Source organism: Prevotella herbatica (assembly GCF_017347605.1).
GTDB lineage: Bacteria > Bacteroidota > Bacteroidia > Bacteroidales > Bacteroidaceae > Prevotella > Prevotella herbatica.
In genome coordinates this window covers 2,971,158-2,987,492 of record NZ_AP024484.1, presented here as the reverse complement: position 1 = coordinate 2,987,492, position 16,335 = coordinate 2,971,158, and the positions used below count along the sequence as shown (strand labels likewise).

Here is a 16,335-nt window from a genome sequence, read left to right as displayed (position 1 = left end):
TAAAAATTATTTCTTAAGCTGTGTCAGGATGCCGTTAAGCTTTGATTTCACGCTAGCGTCCATTCTGTAAGTATCATACTCTAGGATAAAGCCCCCGATAATATCAGGTTCAACCTCGGTCTCAAACTCCACAGTTCCATTAGTATTACTCTCCACCATCTGTCGCATTTTCAACTCTGTGTTATCAGATACGGCAGCAGCGGTAATGAGTTTGCCACGGATGACATTCTTCTGTTTTCTATAAAGTGTGATATACGAATTAGCCATGAACTGCATTATTCCCTCACGACCTTCTTTCAAGACAAGAGAAATGAAAGTCTTCGTAAGTTCGCAAACATTGCTTCCTGCCGCAGTAACGAGAAGATTTTCCTTACTGTCTTTTGAAAGCATTGGATTGTCTATCGTAAATCTGAGTTCAGGTACATCGATGTAACTCTTTGCAAGAATTTGCATATCTTTATACACCGAATCCTCGATTTTAGCATCTGTACTGCCTTTTAGCAGTGCACGCGCATATCTTACCGATATTACTCCTATATCCATAACTAATTATTTATTTTCTGCCGAAGAAACGTCATCCAGCATACGGTCAATCAAATCCATCTGAGCTTTGTCTTTACCAAGTTTTTCGCGAAGAATCTTCTCGGCTATTTCAACACTCAATGTTGCTACTTGCTTTCGGATATCACTTATAGCAGCCTGCTTTTCGTTGTCAATTTCTATTTTGGCATCGTTAATCAAGCGGGCACCTTCCTCACGTGCTTTATCCTGGGCCTTTTCAACAATTGCATCACGTGTGTTAGCAGCTTCTTTCAATATTACGGCTTGCTTCTCACGCGCTTCCTGCAAGATGGATTCACCCTCTTTCTGTATATTAGCTAGTTTTTCGTTTGCTTCATGAGCCTGACGTAGACTATCATCAATGAAAGCCTTTCTCTCTGTTACCATTTTTACGATAACAGGAAAACCAAACTTCCATAAGATAAATAGTACGACAAGGAACGTCAAAGACATCCAAAATAGCAAGCCAGTACTAGGAATCAATAAATCCATACACTGTTTTAATTATATGTAGAGGAATGTTTTTATACATTTGGAACTAATCCAATTGCAACATTCCTCCAAAAAAGTTTTATATTAAATACACAAGAATGCGATTACGGCAGCGAAAAGGGCAACACCCTCGATAAGTGCGGCTGCAACGATCATATTCGTGAATAACTTATTCATAACTTCTGGCTGACGTGCCATAGCATCCATGGCTTGACCACCAATTCTACCAATACCAAGACCTGCGCCAATAGCTGCGAGACCTGCACCTACTGCGGCGCCTAATTTTGCAACACCTTCTGCTGCTAATAATAATGAAATCATAATCTTGAATGTTTAAATTGTTATTTTATTTTTTATATTAATTATTCGTGTTCTGGTTCAGCTCTTGCCAATCCAATGAATACTGCACTAAGCATAGTGAATACCATTGCCTGAATAAAGCATACCAAACATTCCAAACACATCATAAATATACTCATCACAATACTTAAAGCAGACATACTAAGAAATACTGCTGCAGTTTTACTTGCGACAAGGAATATTATACATGTTATAGCAAGTCCGATAGCATGTCCAGCCATCATGTTGGCGAAAAGTCGAATCATAAGAGCAAACGGTTTTGTGAAGACACCTACAAATTCGATAACAGGAATAACTGGTACCGGTACTTTCAACCATGTAGGAACATTAGGCCAGAAGATATCTTTCCAATAATGTTTGTTTCCACTAAACTGTACTATTATAAATGTACACAATGCCAAAAGAAATGTAACGGTAATATTTCCCGTCACGTTTCCACCACCAGGAGGAAATGGCATCAAGCCCATTAAATTACATGTAAATATAAAGAAGAAACATGTAAGCAGATATGGAGTGTATTTCTCATAACCCTTTCCTACACCTGGTTTGATGATTTCGTCAACGACATACATCACCATCATTTCAATAAATCCTATAAATCCCTTAGGAGCAGGATCACCAGCTTTACGTTTCTTGTACCATCTGGCAGGTATCAAAATGCAACAAAGCAATATGATGACATCTATAAACATCACCGCCACGGTTTTAGTAATAGAGATATCAAAAGGACGCAGTTCTGCCCCCGACTTGTCTATCTCAACTATTTTACCGGCATTGTCGCCCTTGCTTGCTATTGCTAAATTAAACGGTCCATGACGGTATCCTTTAGCATCTGCAACTTCTGAAAATTGCGAACTGCAAAATACATGGAAACCAGTTGAACTGTTCACGATTATCGGCAAATGTATTACCAAAGGCTTATCTCCAATATTAGTAATGTGCCAGTCATAAGAATCCTTGATATGCTCAAGCACCACATCCTTAATATTTGGATCACCACCTTTGCCATTTGCGAAAGTCGGCAATACGGCAAGCATTACCATTAAAATACCTAACAGTCGTTTGATGTGATTCATTTCTACTTAATGTTTTAAAATCAGCGTTACTACCATCGTTACGACATACATTCCTAGAAACATTGCCGCAAAATGGATAGAATCGTTCCTATCCTTAGACAACAACACATAAACAGCGACTATCGTAGCCACAAGTAATATGCGTATTGTTGCCATAATAAGATAGAAATTTACTAAATTACCCGGAGCATGACTTTTTACGAAATCATATCCTTTAACGTAAGCTGTACCTAAAAGGACATAAAAGAATACAGATAGAAAAATTATCAATATGCTCATTGTGCTTTTTCTACACAGATATTGACATCATTCTTCTGGACCTCCACGAAACCTCCGGTTATAGCCACCTCTTTTCGACCTTCATTGGTAACAAATTCAACAATACCTTCTTGAAGTGCCGATATTATCGGAGCATGGTTGCTGAGAATTTCAAACATCCCCATTAATCCAGGAACCTTAACAATGTCGGCTTCACCGTTGAACTCCACCTTTTCCGGCGATACGATTTTTAGTTTCAAACTCATATCCGTCATCAGTTTAATTACCCTTTGCTGACTCTAGCAGCATCTTACCCTTCTCTTTGGCATCTTCGATTGTACCAACGTTAAGGAATGCCTGTTCTGGAAGGTCATCAACCTCACCATCCAATATAGCATTAAAACCTTTGATAGTGTCTTCGATTGGCACCATTACCCCCTTTAGTCCAGTAAACTGTTCTGCAACAGTAAATGGCTGACTAAGGAAACGCTGTACACGACGTGCACGGTTCACAGTAAGTTTATCTTCGTCTGAAAGTTCATCCATACCAAGAATAGCAATAATATCCTGCAATTCATTGTAATGCTGAAGAATTTCTTTCACTTTCTGTGCACACTCATAATGCTCTTTACCAACAATCAGTGGGTCAAGAATACGAGAAGTACTACCAAGTGGATCTACAGCAGGATAAATACCAAGTTCGGTAATCTTACGTGAAAGTTCGGTTGTAGCATCCAAGTGGGTAAATGTTGTTGCAGGAGCAGGGTCAGTCAAGTCATCAGCAGGCACATAAACAGCCTGAACAGATGTGATTGAACCATTTTTTGTTGATGTAATTCTCTCTTGCATAGTACCCATCTCACTTGCCAATGTTGGTTGATAACCTACGGCAGAAGGCATACGGCCAAGAAGTGCAGACACCTCAGAACCAGCCTGAGTGAAACGGAAGATATTGTCAATGAAGAACATTATATCAGAAGCCTCGCCATTAGGACCTCCGTGATCACGGAATTCCTCGGCAACAGTAAGACCAGAAAGAGCAACAGAAGCACGTGCACCAGGTGGTTCATTCATCTGTCCATAAACAAGTGTAGCTTGACTCTTTGAAAGTTCGTCCTTATCTACAAGAGAAAGGTCCCATTTGCCTTCATCCATTGCCTTACGGAATTTCTCACCGTACTTAATAACTCCACTTTCAAGCATATCACGCAACAGGTCATTACCCTCACGTGTGCGCTCTCCTACACCGGCGAATACAGAATATCCATTATGGCCTTTGGCGATATTATTGATAAGCTCCATGATAAGAACAGTTTTACCTACACCAGCACCACCAAACAAACCAATCTTTCCACCTTTCATATATGGCTCCAAAAGGTCAATAACCTTAATACCTGTCGCCAACATTTCTTTATGTGTAGACAATTGATCAAATTTAGGAGCATCTCTGTGGATAGGATAAGAACCTTGCATATCAAGGTTTTCCATTCCATCAATAGGCTTACCTATTACATTCATCATACGGCCCTTTATCTGTTGACCAGCTGGCATTGTTATTGGACTTCCAACAGGAATAACATCTAGTCCTCTTTGAAGACCGTCCGTATTATCCATAGCAACGCATCGCACTGTGTCCTCACCGATATGCTGTTGAACCTCAATCACAAGGTCACTGCCATCCGTGCGCTTTACTTTAAGAGCTTCGAAAATCTTTGGCAACACCTTTTCAGCATCCTGTCCTTTGGTATCGAAATAAACATCGATAACAGGACCGATTATCTGAGAAATGCGCCCGATAATTTGTGACATAAGCTACTATATTATATTAATGTTCTATTTATTTTCGATATAGCAAAAGTACGAATATTTGCGGAAACTACAAAACAAATCCGAGTTTTGTACCATTATTAACCACATATTAACCACTTTTTAATACCTTTTAATATTAGATACTAAGTTCATCTAGTACTTGTATCAATTTACGATCAAAAGGTTTGTCACTTCGTATTGCTTCGCTCATCGGAACATACACAACTTCATTATTTCTCATTCCGACCATAATATTACGCTGTCCCTGCATGATAGCCTCAACAGCACCTAAGCCAGTACAACTTGCAAGGATACGATCACGTGCAGAAGGACGACCACCACGCTGAAGATGTCCCAAGATAGAAACACGTACGTCATATTCAGGGAACTCTTTCTTTACACGGTCTGCATAATAAAGAGCACCACATTTAGGACTTTCGCTCACAATCACGATACAACTCTTTTTACTTTTACGTATTCCTCGTTCCATAAACTGAGCCAACTGGTCTACATCAGTACGGTCTTCAGGAATAATAGCAGCTTCAGCACCACTCGCAATAGCAGAGTTCTGTGCCAAGAAACCAGCATCACGTCCCATAACCTCAACAAAGAATATTCGTTCATGACTTTGGGCTGTATCACGGATACGGTCAACACATTCCACGATAGTATTCATTGTCGTATCATAACCTATGGTATTATCTGTACCAAATAGGTCATTGTCAATTGTTCCTGGAAGTCCGATGCAACAAACATCATATTCCTGAGCAAATAACATAGCACCTGTAAGAGAACCGTTTCCACCGATTACAACAAGCGCGTCAATACCTTCTTTTACAATATTATCGTAAGCCTTTTTCTTTCCCTCGTCTGTCATAAAATCTGTCGAACGAGCAGTCTTAAGTATCGTTCCACCTTGATTGATAATACCACTGACATTCTCTGTCGTGAAATCAACAATCTCATCATTAATAAGGCCATCATATCCACGATATACAGCCTTAATATTGAAACCGTTATAAATTCCGGCACGCGTAACCGCACGAATAGCAGCATTCATTCCAGGAGCATCACCACCAGAAGTAAGAATACCTATTGTTTTAATTTTTGCCATAATCAAATTATTACCTTAATTTTTTTTATTCTTGATAAGTTTTATATTCTCGTATTTATAAATTCACCAACATCAGTACCATAAAGCCTACAGCGGTTCCAAGCACGCATTTCCATCCTACATTCCTGAAATACCAACCAATATGCATACGTTCCATTTTTAATAAAGCGATACCACTCATGCTACCTATTGCTAATACATTTCCTCCTGACATTACACAAAATGCTATCACCTTATAATATATGTCGTTCAATTCTATATTCTGTTTTATCTGAATGAAACTCATTGCAGTTGCGAATGTATCCAAAACAGAACTAACAACACCTGCTATAACACCATATATCCAAACACTATTTATATTTTCCTGAAGAAAATCCCACAACAATTTAGTTGCACCAGTTTCTTTAACTACACCAAGGGCAAGCATAACTCCCATTACATAAAGCATCATCTGAATCACTCCATACTGCAACACGCGCGGGGTGCGACGTTGTATCATTTGGTCTGCATTCATCAATTTATGATTGAATATTTCATTAACGATCCATAAGATTGAAAGAACACATAATGCACCAAGAAATGGACTCAACTTTGTTATATTATGGAAAGTTGGGATAAACCAAAGTCCACCTATTCCTACGAATAGCATCAGTAATCTCTGCCAAGTATTAAGATTTGTATCATCTCCTCTATATGGCATCACCACCCATTCGGTATCCAATCTACCAGGAAGCATGCGACCAAGCATCCACGTTGGTATAGCCCAAGCGATAATGCAAGGAATTATAAGAGACATTGAAAAATTAGTAGCACTCACAGCTCCGATATTCCACAACACCAATCCCTCTGGATTACCTATAACAGTTAAAGCTCCGCCTGCATTTGCCGCTACAACTATAGCTGAACCAAATATCATCCTCTGACGACGACTTGGTACAACTTCATGCATCATCGTGATCATCATAACAGTTGTAGTGAGGTTATCAAGATTTGCCGAAATCAAAAACGTAATAATTCCAAGCGACCAAAGCATTCTCTTACTATTTCTTGTCTTAAGCAATTGAGAAAGGAAATCAAAACATCCATTATTGTTCAATATTTCAACAATCGTCATTGTTGCCAACAGAAACAGAACTATCTCAGCAGCTTCACCTACATAAGGAAGAAAAATACGTTTGGCAATAAATTGTTTCACTACTACGCTTGAAGAAGTCGCACTGTCAAGGAAACTTGCATATTCACCATAATGCTGACTCATTACGAAATCAGTGCCATAGCAAATATATAAGACCCATCCTACAGTACCAGCGAAAATAGCTATTGCAGCTTTATTCACATTGGTGATTTTTTCTGTAGCGATGAGCAAAAAGCTCAGCAGTATTATAGCGACTATTATAAGCGTCATAGTTTATTTTATTTAGTCGCAAAGTTAACAATTATTCTGAAACATTCAAACATGATATCAGTTTTTTATATTGGTTTAACGATAAAGTGTAAGATTGTAACCACAATGAACTGGGTTTTGCAAAGTATAGATTACAAAGAACGGTCACTACGCAAAAACATAGTGACCGTTCTGAATATTTAGTGACAATATGTATCACATATTTTTCAACTCTTCATATATTCTCTGCACAGGAAATCCCATCACATTAAAGTAACTTCCTTTAATAGAAGTAACCCCTATATACCCTATCCATTCCTGAATTCCATAAGAACCAGCCTTGTCATACGGCTTAAAAGTTGAGATATAATAATTGATCTCTTCATCTTCTAAGTTCTTAAATGTAACTTCAGTTGTAACCTTGAAGCTAAGCTGTTTAGAAATTGTTGTAAGACTGACGCCTGTAATGACTTTGTGCGTACGTCCGCTAATCATTCGCAACATCCTAACGGCATCCTCTTTATCTTTTGGTTTGCCTAAGATCTCTTCATCCACAACAACTACAGTATCTGCAGTAATAATCAATTCATCCTCTTTTATATCTTTCAAATAAGCAGAAGATTTAAGTTTTGATAAATACAAAGAAACATCGTCTACAGGTGTAGATTCAGGATAAGTCTCGTCAATATCATCCTTTACAAATACTTTGAAGGGGATATTCAAACCAGAAAGTAATTCTTTACGACGTGGAGAATTACTGGCAAGTATTATTTTATAGTTCATAATTATATATTACCATCCAAAAGCCTTCGCATCACTTAGCCATTTTCCATTAGCACGAAGCACTTGTTCTATGATATCACGTCCACAACCATGTCCTCCATTACGAGAACTTATATAGACGCAGATACTCTTAATATCAGTACATGCATCTGCTGGACAACAAGGGCAACCACAACGTCGCATAACCTCATAGTCAGGAATGTCGTCACCTACATAAATAACTTCATCATCTTTAAGATTATGCTTTTTAAGAAATTCATCATAAACAGTAACCTTAACAGCGCAGTTCATGTAAATATCCTCAACGCCAAGATGCTCATAGCGCATTCTCACAGCCTCTGTATTTCCACCTGTAAGAATAGCTATTTTAACACCCATCTTAACAGCAAGTTGAATGGCATAACCATCCTTTATATTCACTGTGCGCAAAGGCTCTCCGTCATGCGACAATACTATTGTCTCAGCAGACAAAACTCCATCGACATCAAAAACGATAGCTTTAACCTTACTCAAATCATAGTTTATCATAGGTCTGAATTTTTATTTATTGCGGTACAATGGATTGCTTTACTCATAAGTTCATAGATTTCTTGATTAAATGGATTACCATCCAGTAATTGCATCTGACGACTAATTACGTTTTCATCATATCTCACAGCAGGACCAGTTTGAGCATCCTTTGGTTTCACATCGTGCACCTTCTTTGCAGTTTCGTCAATCAAAGGCAGCATCACATCAAAAGGTATACCATTTTCATTCAATATCTCCGACGAAATTTCATAACAGTGATTAGCAAAGTTACATGCAAATACAGCTGCTAGATGTAAATACTTTCTTCTTTCTGTTGAGAGCTCATTAATTCGGTCAGATATATCACTACAAATATTTTCAAGTATAGATTTAGCCAACTCATCAGAAGCCTCTATGAAACAAGGAATTACTTTAAAGTCTACAATGCGTTGTTTTGAGAAAGTCTGCATAGGATAAAGCACCCCATAGTGCTCTGCATATCCTTTAAAGATATCCATTGGCATACTACCTGCTGTATGAAAGAAGAACTTATCAGATTTATTTTTACATAGTGATGGAATGATGTTCTCTAGCACATCATCCTTCAAAGCCACGATATACAAATCAGCTTCATCACTTACATTATAAATATCATCTACGGCATTTGCCCCTATTTTATCAGCTAAAGAAGTGGCATGAGAAAGAGTGTTACTATAAACTTGAACGACTTTATTGCCTGAATTAAATAAAGCCACTCCTATATTTGTAGCCAAGTTTCCTGAGCCAATCAATGAAATTTTCATTTTAGCCTCTTTATTTTCATGTCCATTATAGCCAGTCCCTTATCAGTACAGAAACCACGCATAAACAAGAACATTACATTATATAAGATGTGTTGCATGCTATAAGTCTCATACAACTTATTATCCATCACATACTCCATTGTTGCATTGCTGAAACGTTCAACCAAAGAATAATCAATGTCATCACGAAAATACCCGTCCCTAATACCACGCTTAAAAAACATGTGCGACTTGTTCCTACGCAATTCGTGCCGCTTAGAAAGATAATTAACAATTTTAGAATACTTATGTAATTCAGCAAAGAACAAAGGATTTACTGTACGAACCTTCTCCATTTGTACCTTATAAAATTCCACAAGAATATCCATCACATCTGGAGCCTTTTCTTTTTGAAATTCCTCCATGTGATTATCACACAAACATTCAGACATCTTTATACCCTCAAGTAAAAGATCTTCTTTTTTGTTGTATATTTCATAAAGAGTACGCTTTGATATGACCAGTTTTTTCGCTATGTCATCCATTTTGACACGCTTGATTCCATTAACATAGAATTCATGCATGGCTAAATTCAGAATGCGGTCTTTCAACTGTTCCCGATACTCAGTTTGAATATTAATTTTATGCATAAGCAACCGTTCACCGTAATGAGTTTAAATATTATTCTGCAAAGTTACAAAAAATAACAAAAAACTCGCACTCATTTAAACGTTTTTTACTAACTTTGCGCATGTTAGAAGGAAAAATTAAAAGTAGAGAATTGAACTTTAATTACTAGAAAATGGTAAAGATTACTAAGGAAGCTGCTCTGGAGTATCACGAGAATGGACGTCCGGGCAAAATTGAAGTAAAGCCAACTAAGCCTTATCACACACAAACTGATTTGAGTTTAGCTTATTCACCTGGTGTTGCATACCCATGTCTTGAGATTCAAGCTGATCCGGACAGTGTATACAAATATACTGACAAGGGCAATCTTGTTGCCGTAATCAGTAATGGAACTGCCGTTCTTGGCCTTGGTGATATAGGTGCTATGAGTGGTAAACCAGTAATGGAGGGTAAAGGCTTACTATTCAAAATTTATGGTGGTGTTGATGTGTTTGACATCGAAGTAGCAGAAAAAGATCCAGAAAAGTTCTGCGAAGCTGTAGAAAAGATTGCACCTACTTTCGGTGGTATAAATCTTGAGGATATTAAAGCTCCTGAATGTTTCTATATTGAGGAACGATTAAAGAAGACTCTAGATATACCAGTAATGCATGATGACCAGCATGGAACTGCGATCATTTCTTCTGCTGGACTTCTTAACGCTCTTGAAGTTACTGGGAAAGACATCAGTAAAGTCAAGATTGTTGTAAATGGTGCTGGCGCAGCAGCTATTAGTTGCACCAAACTATATGTAGCTCTTGGAGCAAAAGTTGAGAATATCATAATGCTCGACTCTAAGGGTGTAATAACTAAAGACAGAGAAAAGCTCACTCCACAGAAAGCATTATTTGCTACTAGCCGCAAAGGTATTCATACTTTGGAAGAAGCAATGAAGAATGCTGATGTATTCTTGGGACTTAGCAAGGGTAATATCCTTACACAGGATATGATTCGCTCAATGTCTAATAACCCTATCGTATTCGCACTTGCCAATCCTGTTCCAGAGATTTCTTACGAAGATGCTATGGAAAGTCGTCCTGACGTTTTAATGAGCACAGGACGTAGTGACTATCCTAATCAGATAAACAATGTAATTGGATTCCCTTATATTTTCCGTGGTGCTCTTGATGTTCATGCTAGAGCTATCAACGAAGAAATGAAAATGGCTGCAGTAAAAGCAATTGCCGACCTTGCAAAACAACCTGTTCCAGATGTTGTCAATGACGTATATCATGTCAGTGACCTTACGTTCGGTCCTAAATATTTCATCCCAAAACCTGTTGACCCACGACTTATCACAGAAGTTAGTGCTGCCGTTGCTAAAGCCGCTATTGAAAGTGGTGTAGCACGTAAAACTATTACTGATTGGGAAGCATATAAGAAAAACTTGCTCCAACTTCTTGGACAAGAGACTGCACTGACTCGCAAACTTCACGATACAGCTCGCTTACATCCACAAAAGGTTGTATTTGCCGAAGGCGGACACCCTACTATGATGAAGGCTGCTGTTCAAGCTAAGCAGGAAGGTATATGCAATCCAATACTTCTTGGTAATCCAGACCGTCTAACTCGCCTTGCAACTCGCTTGAAACTAGACCTTAGTGGTGTAGAAATCATTGACATGAGAGCAGACCAGGAACAAGGTCGCCGTGCTACATTCGCTAAACATCTTACAGAAAAACGTTCTCGCCAAGGTTATACTTTCGACGAAGCTTACGACAAGATGTATGAGCGCAATTACTTCGGTATGAGCATGGTTGAAAACGGCTATGCAGATGCTTTCATCACAGGTCTATACACAAAATATAGCAATACGATAAAGGTTGCAAAGGAAGTTATTGGAGTAAGACCTGAGTTTAACACCTTTGGAACAATGCATATTCTGAATACTAAGAAGGGTACATATTATATTGCAGATACACTTATCAATAGGCATCCTGACGAGAATATACTTACAGACATTGCAAAACTAAGCGCACATACAGTCAAGTTCTTCAATGAGGAACCAGTTATTGCTATGCTTAGTTATTCAAACTTCGGAACAGACGACAAGGGAAGTCCTGTTAAAGTGCATTCAGCCGTAAAACACATGCAGGATTTATATCCAGAGCTCGCTATCGACGGAGAGATGCAAGTCAACTTTGCGCTCAACAAAGAATTGCGTGACGACAAATATCCATTTAGCCGTCTCAAGGGCAAAGATGTAAATACACTTGTATTCCCTAACATGAGCAGTGCAAACTGTAGCTATAAACTTCTTCAGGCATTAGACCCTGATTGCGAGATTATAGGCCCTATCCAAATGGGATTAAACAAGGCTATACATTTCACAGACTTTGAAAGTTCTGTAAACGATGTTGTAAATATTACCGCTGTTGCAGTAATTGACGCTTACGTTGAAAAGCTTAAGAACAACAAATAAGACAATAAGCCTAAATATAAAAGAAGGATGAAGTAAAAATACTTCATCCTTCTTTTTTATATAAATTCTTTTGGAAATTACACATTGATATCACTATTAATCAACCAGAGTAGAAGCCCTTACCCTACTCAAAGTTTCTGGAGTCATTTGGAGATAACTTGCTATAAACACTAATGGAGCACGCAAAACAACCTGAGGCATCAACTTACACATTTTCTTATATCTATCACCAGCTGTTTCAAATCTTACTAAGTCTGCATGTACCTGAGAAAGTATCAGGCTTTCTTCGAGTATTTTTCGATAAAGAATCTGAATGTTGACATTATGAAGAGCTACACTTTCAAGATGATGCTTAGGAAGAGCATAAATCATACAAGGTTCCAAAGCTTCAACCTGCAAATGTGATGGAGTCTCTTTAAAAAGACTTTCTATACACATGAATATTGTACGGTCTTCACCAAGATGTTCAGTAACTTCCTTGCCATTCTTAAAATAGAACTGGCGCACAAGTCCTTTATCAATATAGTAGATATTCTCACAAATATCACCTTCTTTGATAATCATTTCACCCTTTGCGATTTTCATCGGAACAAGAATACTTTCCAAAGTATCTAGTTCTTCATGTGTCATCGTGCTATACTTTCGTGCTAATTCACGTGCAATATCGCGTGGTGTGTTTACTAGTTCTTTCATAAAGTTTCCTCCAAATTTTAGTTATCTTCCAAGTATTATAGTATAAATTAATCAAGTTTAAGGACAGCCAAGAATGCCTTCTGCGGAACTTGCACATTTCCAACCTGTTTCATGCGCTTTTTACCTTGCTTTTGCTTTTCCAAGAGCTTACGCTTTCGGCTGACATCACCACCATAACATTTAGCTGTTACATCCTTACGCACCTGCTTTACGGTCTCACGTGCAACTATCTTAGCTCCTATGGCTGCCTGGATTGCTATATCGAATTGCTGACGAGGTATCAACTCTTTCAGCTTCTCGCACATTCTGCGTCCAAAGTTCACAGCATTGCTCTCGTGTGTCAACGTTGAAAGGGCATCAACCGGTTCACCGTTCAGCAAAATATCCAACTTAGCCAATTTTGATGGGCGGAAAGAATCTACATGATAGTCAAATGAGGCATATCCCTTTGATATACTCTTCAACTTATCATAAAAGTCTATCACAATTTCCCCCAACGGGATCATGAAGTGCAACTCTACTCTGTTACCACTCACATATTCCTGATTTATAAGCTCGCTTCTCTTGTCAAGGCATAACTTCATTATCGGACCTATATATTCAGCACCAGTAATGATTGTAGCTCTGATATAAGGTTCCTCAATATGGTCTATTAATGTCTGATCTGGCAATCCTGATGGATTATGAACTTCATTCTCATTTCCCTGCTTATCATATACCATATATGAAACGTTAGGAACTGTTGTGATTACATCCATATTGAATTCACGCTCTAAACGTTCCTGAACAATTTCCATGTGCAGAAGTCCAAGGAATCCACATCTGAAACCAAATCCCAAAGCTATAGAACTCTCAGGTGAGAATGTAAGCGAAGCATCATTAAGCTGCAATTTTTCCAAAGAAGCCCTTAGATTTTCATAATCATTAGGGTCTATCGGATATAAACCTGCAAACACCATAGGCTTTACTTCCTGGAATCCAGCAATAGCCTCTTTACATGGGTTTACTACAGACGTGACTGTATCACCTACCTTTACCTCAGTAGCGTTCTTTATACCACTTATGATATATCCCACTTCACCGCTAGACAATGTGCTGCATGGAACCATATCCATTTTCAACACACCTACTTCATCAGCAGTATATTCCATATCTGTATTAAAGAACTTTACCCTTTCACCTTTCTTTATGCTACCGTTAATAATCTTACAAAGTACGATAACTCCACGGAAGCTATTAAATATTGAGTCAAAAATCAAAGCCTGAGCTGGAGCATTCACGTCACCAACAGGATGAGGAACACGAGCAACTACAGCTTCAAGTATATCATCAACGCCCTCACCTGTCTTTCCAGATGCTCTTAATATGTCGCTTCTGTCGCAACCAATAAGATCTATAATTTCATCCTCTACCTCGTCAGGCATAGCATTAGGCATATCAATCTTGTTGATTACAGGAATAATCTCCAAGTCATGCTCTATCGCCATATACAGATTTGATATCGTCTGAGCCTGAACGCCCTGTGTAGCATCAACTACAAGCAAAGCACCCTCACACGCCGCAATAGAACGAGAAACCTCATAAGAGAAGTCTACGTGTCCCGGAGTATCTATAAGATTAAGAATGTATGATTGCTCATCCTTAGCCTTATATGCCATCTGTATAGCATGACTCTTAATAGTAATTCCACGCTCTCGCTCAAGATCCATGTCATCAAGCATCTGACCTCCCGTAATTTGGATCGTCTTTGTTCGCTCCAAAAGTCTATCAGCCAATGTTGATTTACCATGATCAATATGAGCAATGATACAGAAATTACGTATTTTATTTATATTATCCATGTTAATTTATATCCTTTTAAAGCGCAAAGATAACGATTTTTCCGCAATTTATTATTATCTTTGCACGAAAATAAAGCATTTGTATTATGAAAAAAACATTTATTTTGATTATTTCGGTGCTTGTTCTCACAGCTTGCCACCATGAAACCATTGATGAACGTGCAAAAAGAGAGACTAAAGAATACACTCAGAAGTACTGTCCTACACCGTTTATCAACTATACTCGTACTGACAGTATGACTTTCGAAAATTCTACCAGAACAATTATATACTACTGTTCATTCTCTGACAAGATGGACAATGCTGTTATCATCAACAAAAACAACAAGAAGATTATTGACGGATTGAAGAAAGGCATTTCTGATAACACTGGTATAAAAGGTTATATTGACGGAGGATTGAATTTCAGATATGTTGTTCATTCACACAAGGACCCACAGGAAATTCTTTTCAAGCATGACTTCAATAACAAAGAAATAAAATAATAAAAAAAACAGAAATCTCTATCAAATAAAGATTTCTGTTTTTTTGTTTTATCTGTATAAATTATTCTCCCTTTTCTAGTTTATCAAGAGCTATTGCAAGTTGATCAGGGCAACTTGTAGCTTTTGTTCCACAAGCAATTCCCTTTAATCTTGATTTAACATCATCAACTTTCATTCCCTTGACCAATGCCATAATTCCGTGCGTATTGCCATCGCAACCACCCACAAATTCCAGATTTGTGATTATATTGTTGTCATCAACATCAATATTTATCATGCGAGAGCATACACCCTTTGGCTTATATGAAATATGACGAGACATAATTTTTACTCTTCTGTATCTTCTTCCGGCATCATGTTGGTATATACAGTCTGTACATCCTCAAACTCTTCCAATTTATCAACCATCTTTTCAATAGTTGCACGCTCTTCAGGAGTTACCGCCTTCAAATCGTTAGGAATACGAGTAAATTCTGCACCTGTAACCTCGAAACCGTCTGCCTCAAGATGCTTCTGAATGTCACTGAAACTTGTTGGAGAACCATAAATAGTTACCTCGCCAGCTTCCTCGTCTTCATCATATTCATCTTCTACTCCATAATCAATAAGGTCTAGGATAAGTTCATCCATGTCAATACCATCCTTCTTCTTGAATGTGAATACACATTTGTGATCGAAAAGGAAAGAAAGACTACCCTGTGTACCAAGGTTTCCGTTAAACTTATTGAATATAGAACGAACATCGGCTACAGTACGTGTAGTATTGTCTGTAAGAGTATCAACAAACACAGCTATTCCGTGAGGGCCATATCCCTCATAAGTAACATCCTTATAATCACTTTGGTCCTTGCCCATCGCATTCTTGATTGCGCGATCGACGTTGTCCTTAGGCATGTTCTCACGTTTGCAGTTTGCAATGAGAGCACGAAGTGTTGGATTGTTCTCAGGTTCAGGACCACCAGCTTTTACTGCAATAGCAATCTGCTTACCCAATTTTGTGAATGTACGGGCCATGTGACCCCATCTTTTCATCTTCGTAGCTTTACGATATTCAAATGCTCTTCCCATTGAATTTTAAATTTATCGATTATTTTTT

At 38.1% G+C, this 16,335-nt stretch carries 19 protein-coding genes; 2 read left to right on the top strand and 17 right to left on the bottom strand.

Going from position 1 to position 16,335, the window contains the following annotated elements; translation table 11 throughout:
* Positions 1–6: 6 nt before the first annotated feature.
* The 13 genes from prwr041_RS11280 to prwr041_RS11220 all read right to left on the bottom strand — a co-directional run bounded on the left by prwr041_RS11280 (position 7) and on the right by prwr041_RS11220 (position 9,779).
* Entirely contained in the window at positions 7–543 is a 537-nt protein-coding gene (locus prwr041_RS11280; protein ID WP_207153868.1) for a F0F1 ATP synthase subunit delta, read from the bottom strand.
* Between the two features lie 6 nt (positions 544–549).
* Positions 550–1,053, bottom strand: a complete 504-nt coding sequence (atpF, locus tag prwr041_RS11275; RefSeq protein ID WP_207153867.1) for a F0F1 ATP synthase subunit B — start codon at positions 1,051–1,053, stop codon at positions 550–552.
* Positions 1,054–1,137: 84 nt separating this feature from the next.
* Positions 1,138–1,374: an ATP synthase F0 subunit C gene (gene atpE / locus prwr041_RS11270; RefSeq protein ID WP_207153866.1), complete on the bottom strand. Its 237-nt coding sequence runs from the start codon at positions 1,372–1,374 to the stop codon at positions 1,138–1,140.
* Between the two features lie 41 nt (positions 1,375–1,415).
* The gene (atpB, locus tag prwr041_RS11265; RefSeq protein WP_207153865.1) at positions 1,416–2,489 is read right to left on the bottom strand and encodes a F0F1 ATP synthase subunit A; all 1,074 of its coding nucleotides are present in this window, start codon (positions 2,487–2,489) and stop codon (positions 1,416–1,418) included.
* A gap of 6 nt (positions 2,490–2,495) precedes the next feature.
* Positions 2,496–2,768: a hypothetical protein gene (locus prwr041_RS11260; protein WP_207153864.1), complete on the bottom strand. Its 273-nt coding sequence runs from the start codon at positions 2,766–2,768 to the stop codon at positions 2,496–2,498.
* The gene (gene atpC, locus prwr041_RS11255; RefSeq protein WP_207153863.1) at positions 2,765–3,022 is read right to left on the bottom strand and encodes an ATP synthase F1 subunit epsilon; all 258 of its coding nucleotides are present in this window, start codon (positions 3,020–3,022) and stop codon (positions 2,765–2,767) included. Before atpC ends, prwr041_RS11260 begins: the two co-directional genes overlap by 4 nt.
* Before the next feature lie 4 nt (positions 3,023–3,026).
* Positions 3,027–4,556 carry a F0F1 ATP synthase subunit beta gene (gene atpD, locus prwr041_RS11250; protein WP_207153862.1) on the bottom strand — a complete coding sequence of 510 codons (1,530 nt, stop codon included), beginning with the start codon at positions 4,554–4,556 and terminating at the stop codon, positions 3,027–3,029.
* Positions 4,557–4,692: 136 nt separating this feature from the next.
* Entirely contained in the window at positions 4,693–5,670 is a 978-nt protein-coding gene (gene pfkA / locus prwr041_RS11245) for a 6-phosphofructokinase (protein ID WP_207153861.1), read from the bottom strand.
* Positions 5,671–5,725: 55 nt separating this feature from the next.
* Entirely contained in the window at positions 5,726–7,075 is a 1,350-nt protein-coding gene (locus prwr041_RS11240) for an SLC13 family permease (protein WP_207153860.1), read from the bottom strand.
* A gap of 195 nt (positions 7,076–7,270) precedes the next feature.
* Entirely contained in the window at positions 7,271–7,837 is a 567-nt protein-coding gene (locus prwr041_RS11235; RefSeq protein WP_207153859.1) for a Maf-like protein, read from the bottom strand.
* A 9-nt stretch (positions 7,838–7,846) separates the two neighbouring features.
* Complete coding sequence (locus tag prwr041_RS11230) at positions 7,847–8,365, bottom strand: KdsC family phosphatase (RefSeq protein WP_207153858.1); 519 nt, start codon at positions 8,363–8,365, stop codon at positions 7,847–7,849.
* Positions 8,362–9,150 carry a Rossmann-like and DUF2520 domain-containing protein gene (locus prwr041_RS11225; RefSeq protein ID WP_207153857.1) on the bottom strand — a complete coding sequence of 263 codons (789 nt, stop codon included), beginning with the start codon at positions 9,148–9,150 and terminating at the stop codon, positions 8,362–8,364. The genes prwr041_RS11230 and prwr041_RS11225 overlap by 4 nt, the downstream gene beginning before the upstream one ends.
* Positions 9,147–9,779: a TetR/AcrR family transcriptional regulator gene (locus prwr041_RS11220; protein WP_207153856.1), complete on the bottom strand. Its 633-nt coding sequence runs from the start codon at positions 9,777–9,779 to the stop codon at positions 9,147–9,149. The genes prwr041_RS11225 and prwr041_RS11220 overlap by 4 nt, the downstream gene beginning before the upstream one ends.
* A 152-nt stretch (positions 9,780–9,931) precedes the next feature.
* Here prwr041_RS11220 and prwr041_RS11215 point away from each other — a divergent pair, with 152 nt between their 5' ends.
* Positions 9,932–12,220, top strand: coding sequence for an NADP-dependent malic enzyme (locus prwr041_RS11215; protein WP_207153855.1), 2,289 nt, complete (start codon positions 9,932–9,934; stop codon positions 12,218–12,220).
* A gap of 96 nt (positions 12,221–12,316) precedes the next feature.
* On the opposite strand, the gene prwr041_RS11210 is transcribed toward prwr041_RS11215, so the two are convergent.
* Both prwr041_RS11210 and lepA read right to left on the bottom strand, forming a co-directional pair.
* On the bottom strand, positions 12,317–12,913 hold the full coding sequence (locus prwr041_RS11210) for a Crp/Fnr family transcriptional regulator (protein WP_207153854.1): 597 nt from the start codon (positions 12,911–12,913) through the stop codon (positions 12,317–12,319).
* Positions 12,914–12,960: 47 nt separating this feature from the next.
* Positions 12,961–14,754 (bottom strand): translation elongation factor 4, encoded by a 1,794-nt coding sequence (gene lepA, locus prwr041_RS11205; protein WP_207153853.1) that lies wholly within the window; start codon positions 14,752–14,754, stop codon positions 12,961–12,963.
* A gap of 86 nt (positions 14,755–14,840) precedes the next feature.
* On the opposite strand from lepA, the gene prwr041_RS11200 reads away from it, so the two are divergent.
* Entirely contained in the window at positions 14,841–15,239 is a 399-nt protein-coding gene (locus prwr041_RS11200; RefSeq protein WP_207153852.1) for a hypothetical protein, read from the top strand.
* A gap of 61 nt (positions 15,240–15,300) precedes the next feature.
* On the opposite strand, the gene prwr041_RS11195 is transcribed toward prwr041_RS11200, so the two are convergent.
* Together prwr041_RS11195 and prwr041_RS11190 are read right to left on the bottom strand one after the other, a co-directional pair.
* Positions 15,301–15,561 (bottom strand): TIGR03905 family TSCPD domain-containing protein, encoded by a 261-nt coding sequence (locus prwr041_RS11195; protein WP_207153851.1) that lies wholly within the window; start codon positions 15,559–15,561, stop codon positions 15,301–15,303.
* A 5-nt stretch (positions 15,562–15,566) separates the two neighbouring features.
* Positions 15,567–16,307, bottom strand: a complete 741-nt coding sequence (locus prwr041_RS11190) for a YebC/PmpR family DNA-binding transcriptional regulator (RefSeq protein ID WP_207153850.1) — start codon at positions 16,305–16,307, stop codon at positions 15,567–15,569.
* Between the last annotated feature and the right edge of the window lie 28 nt (positions 16,308–16,335).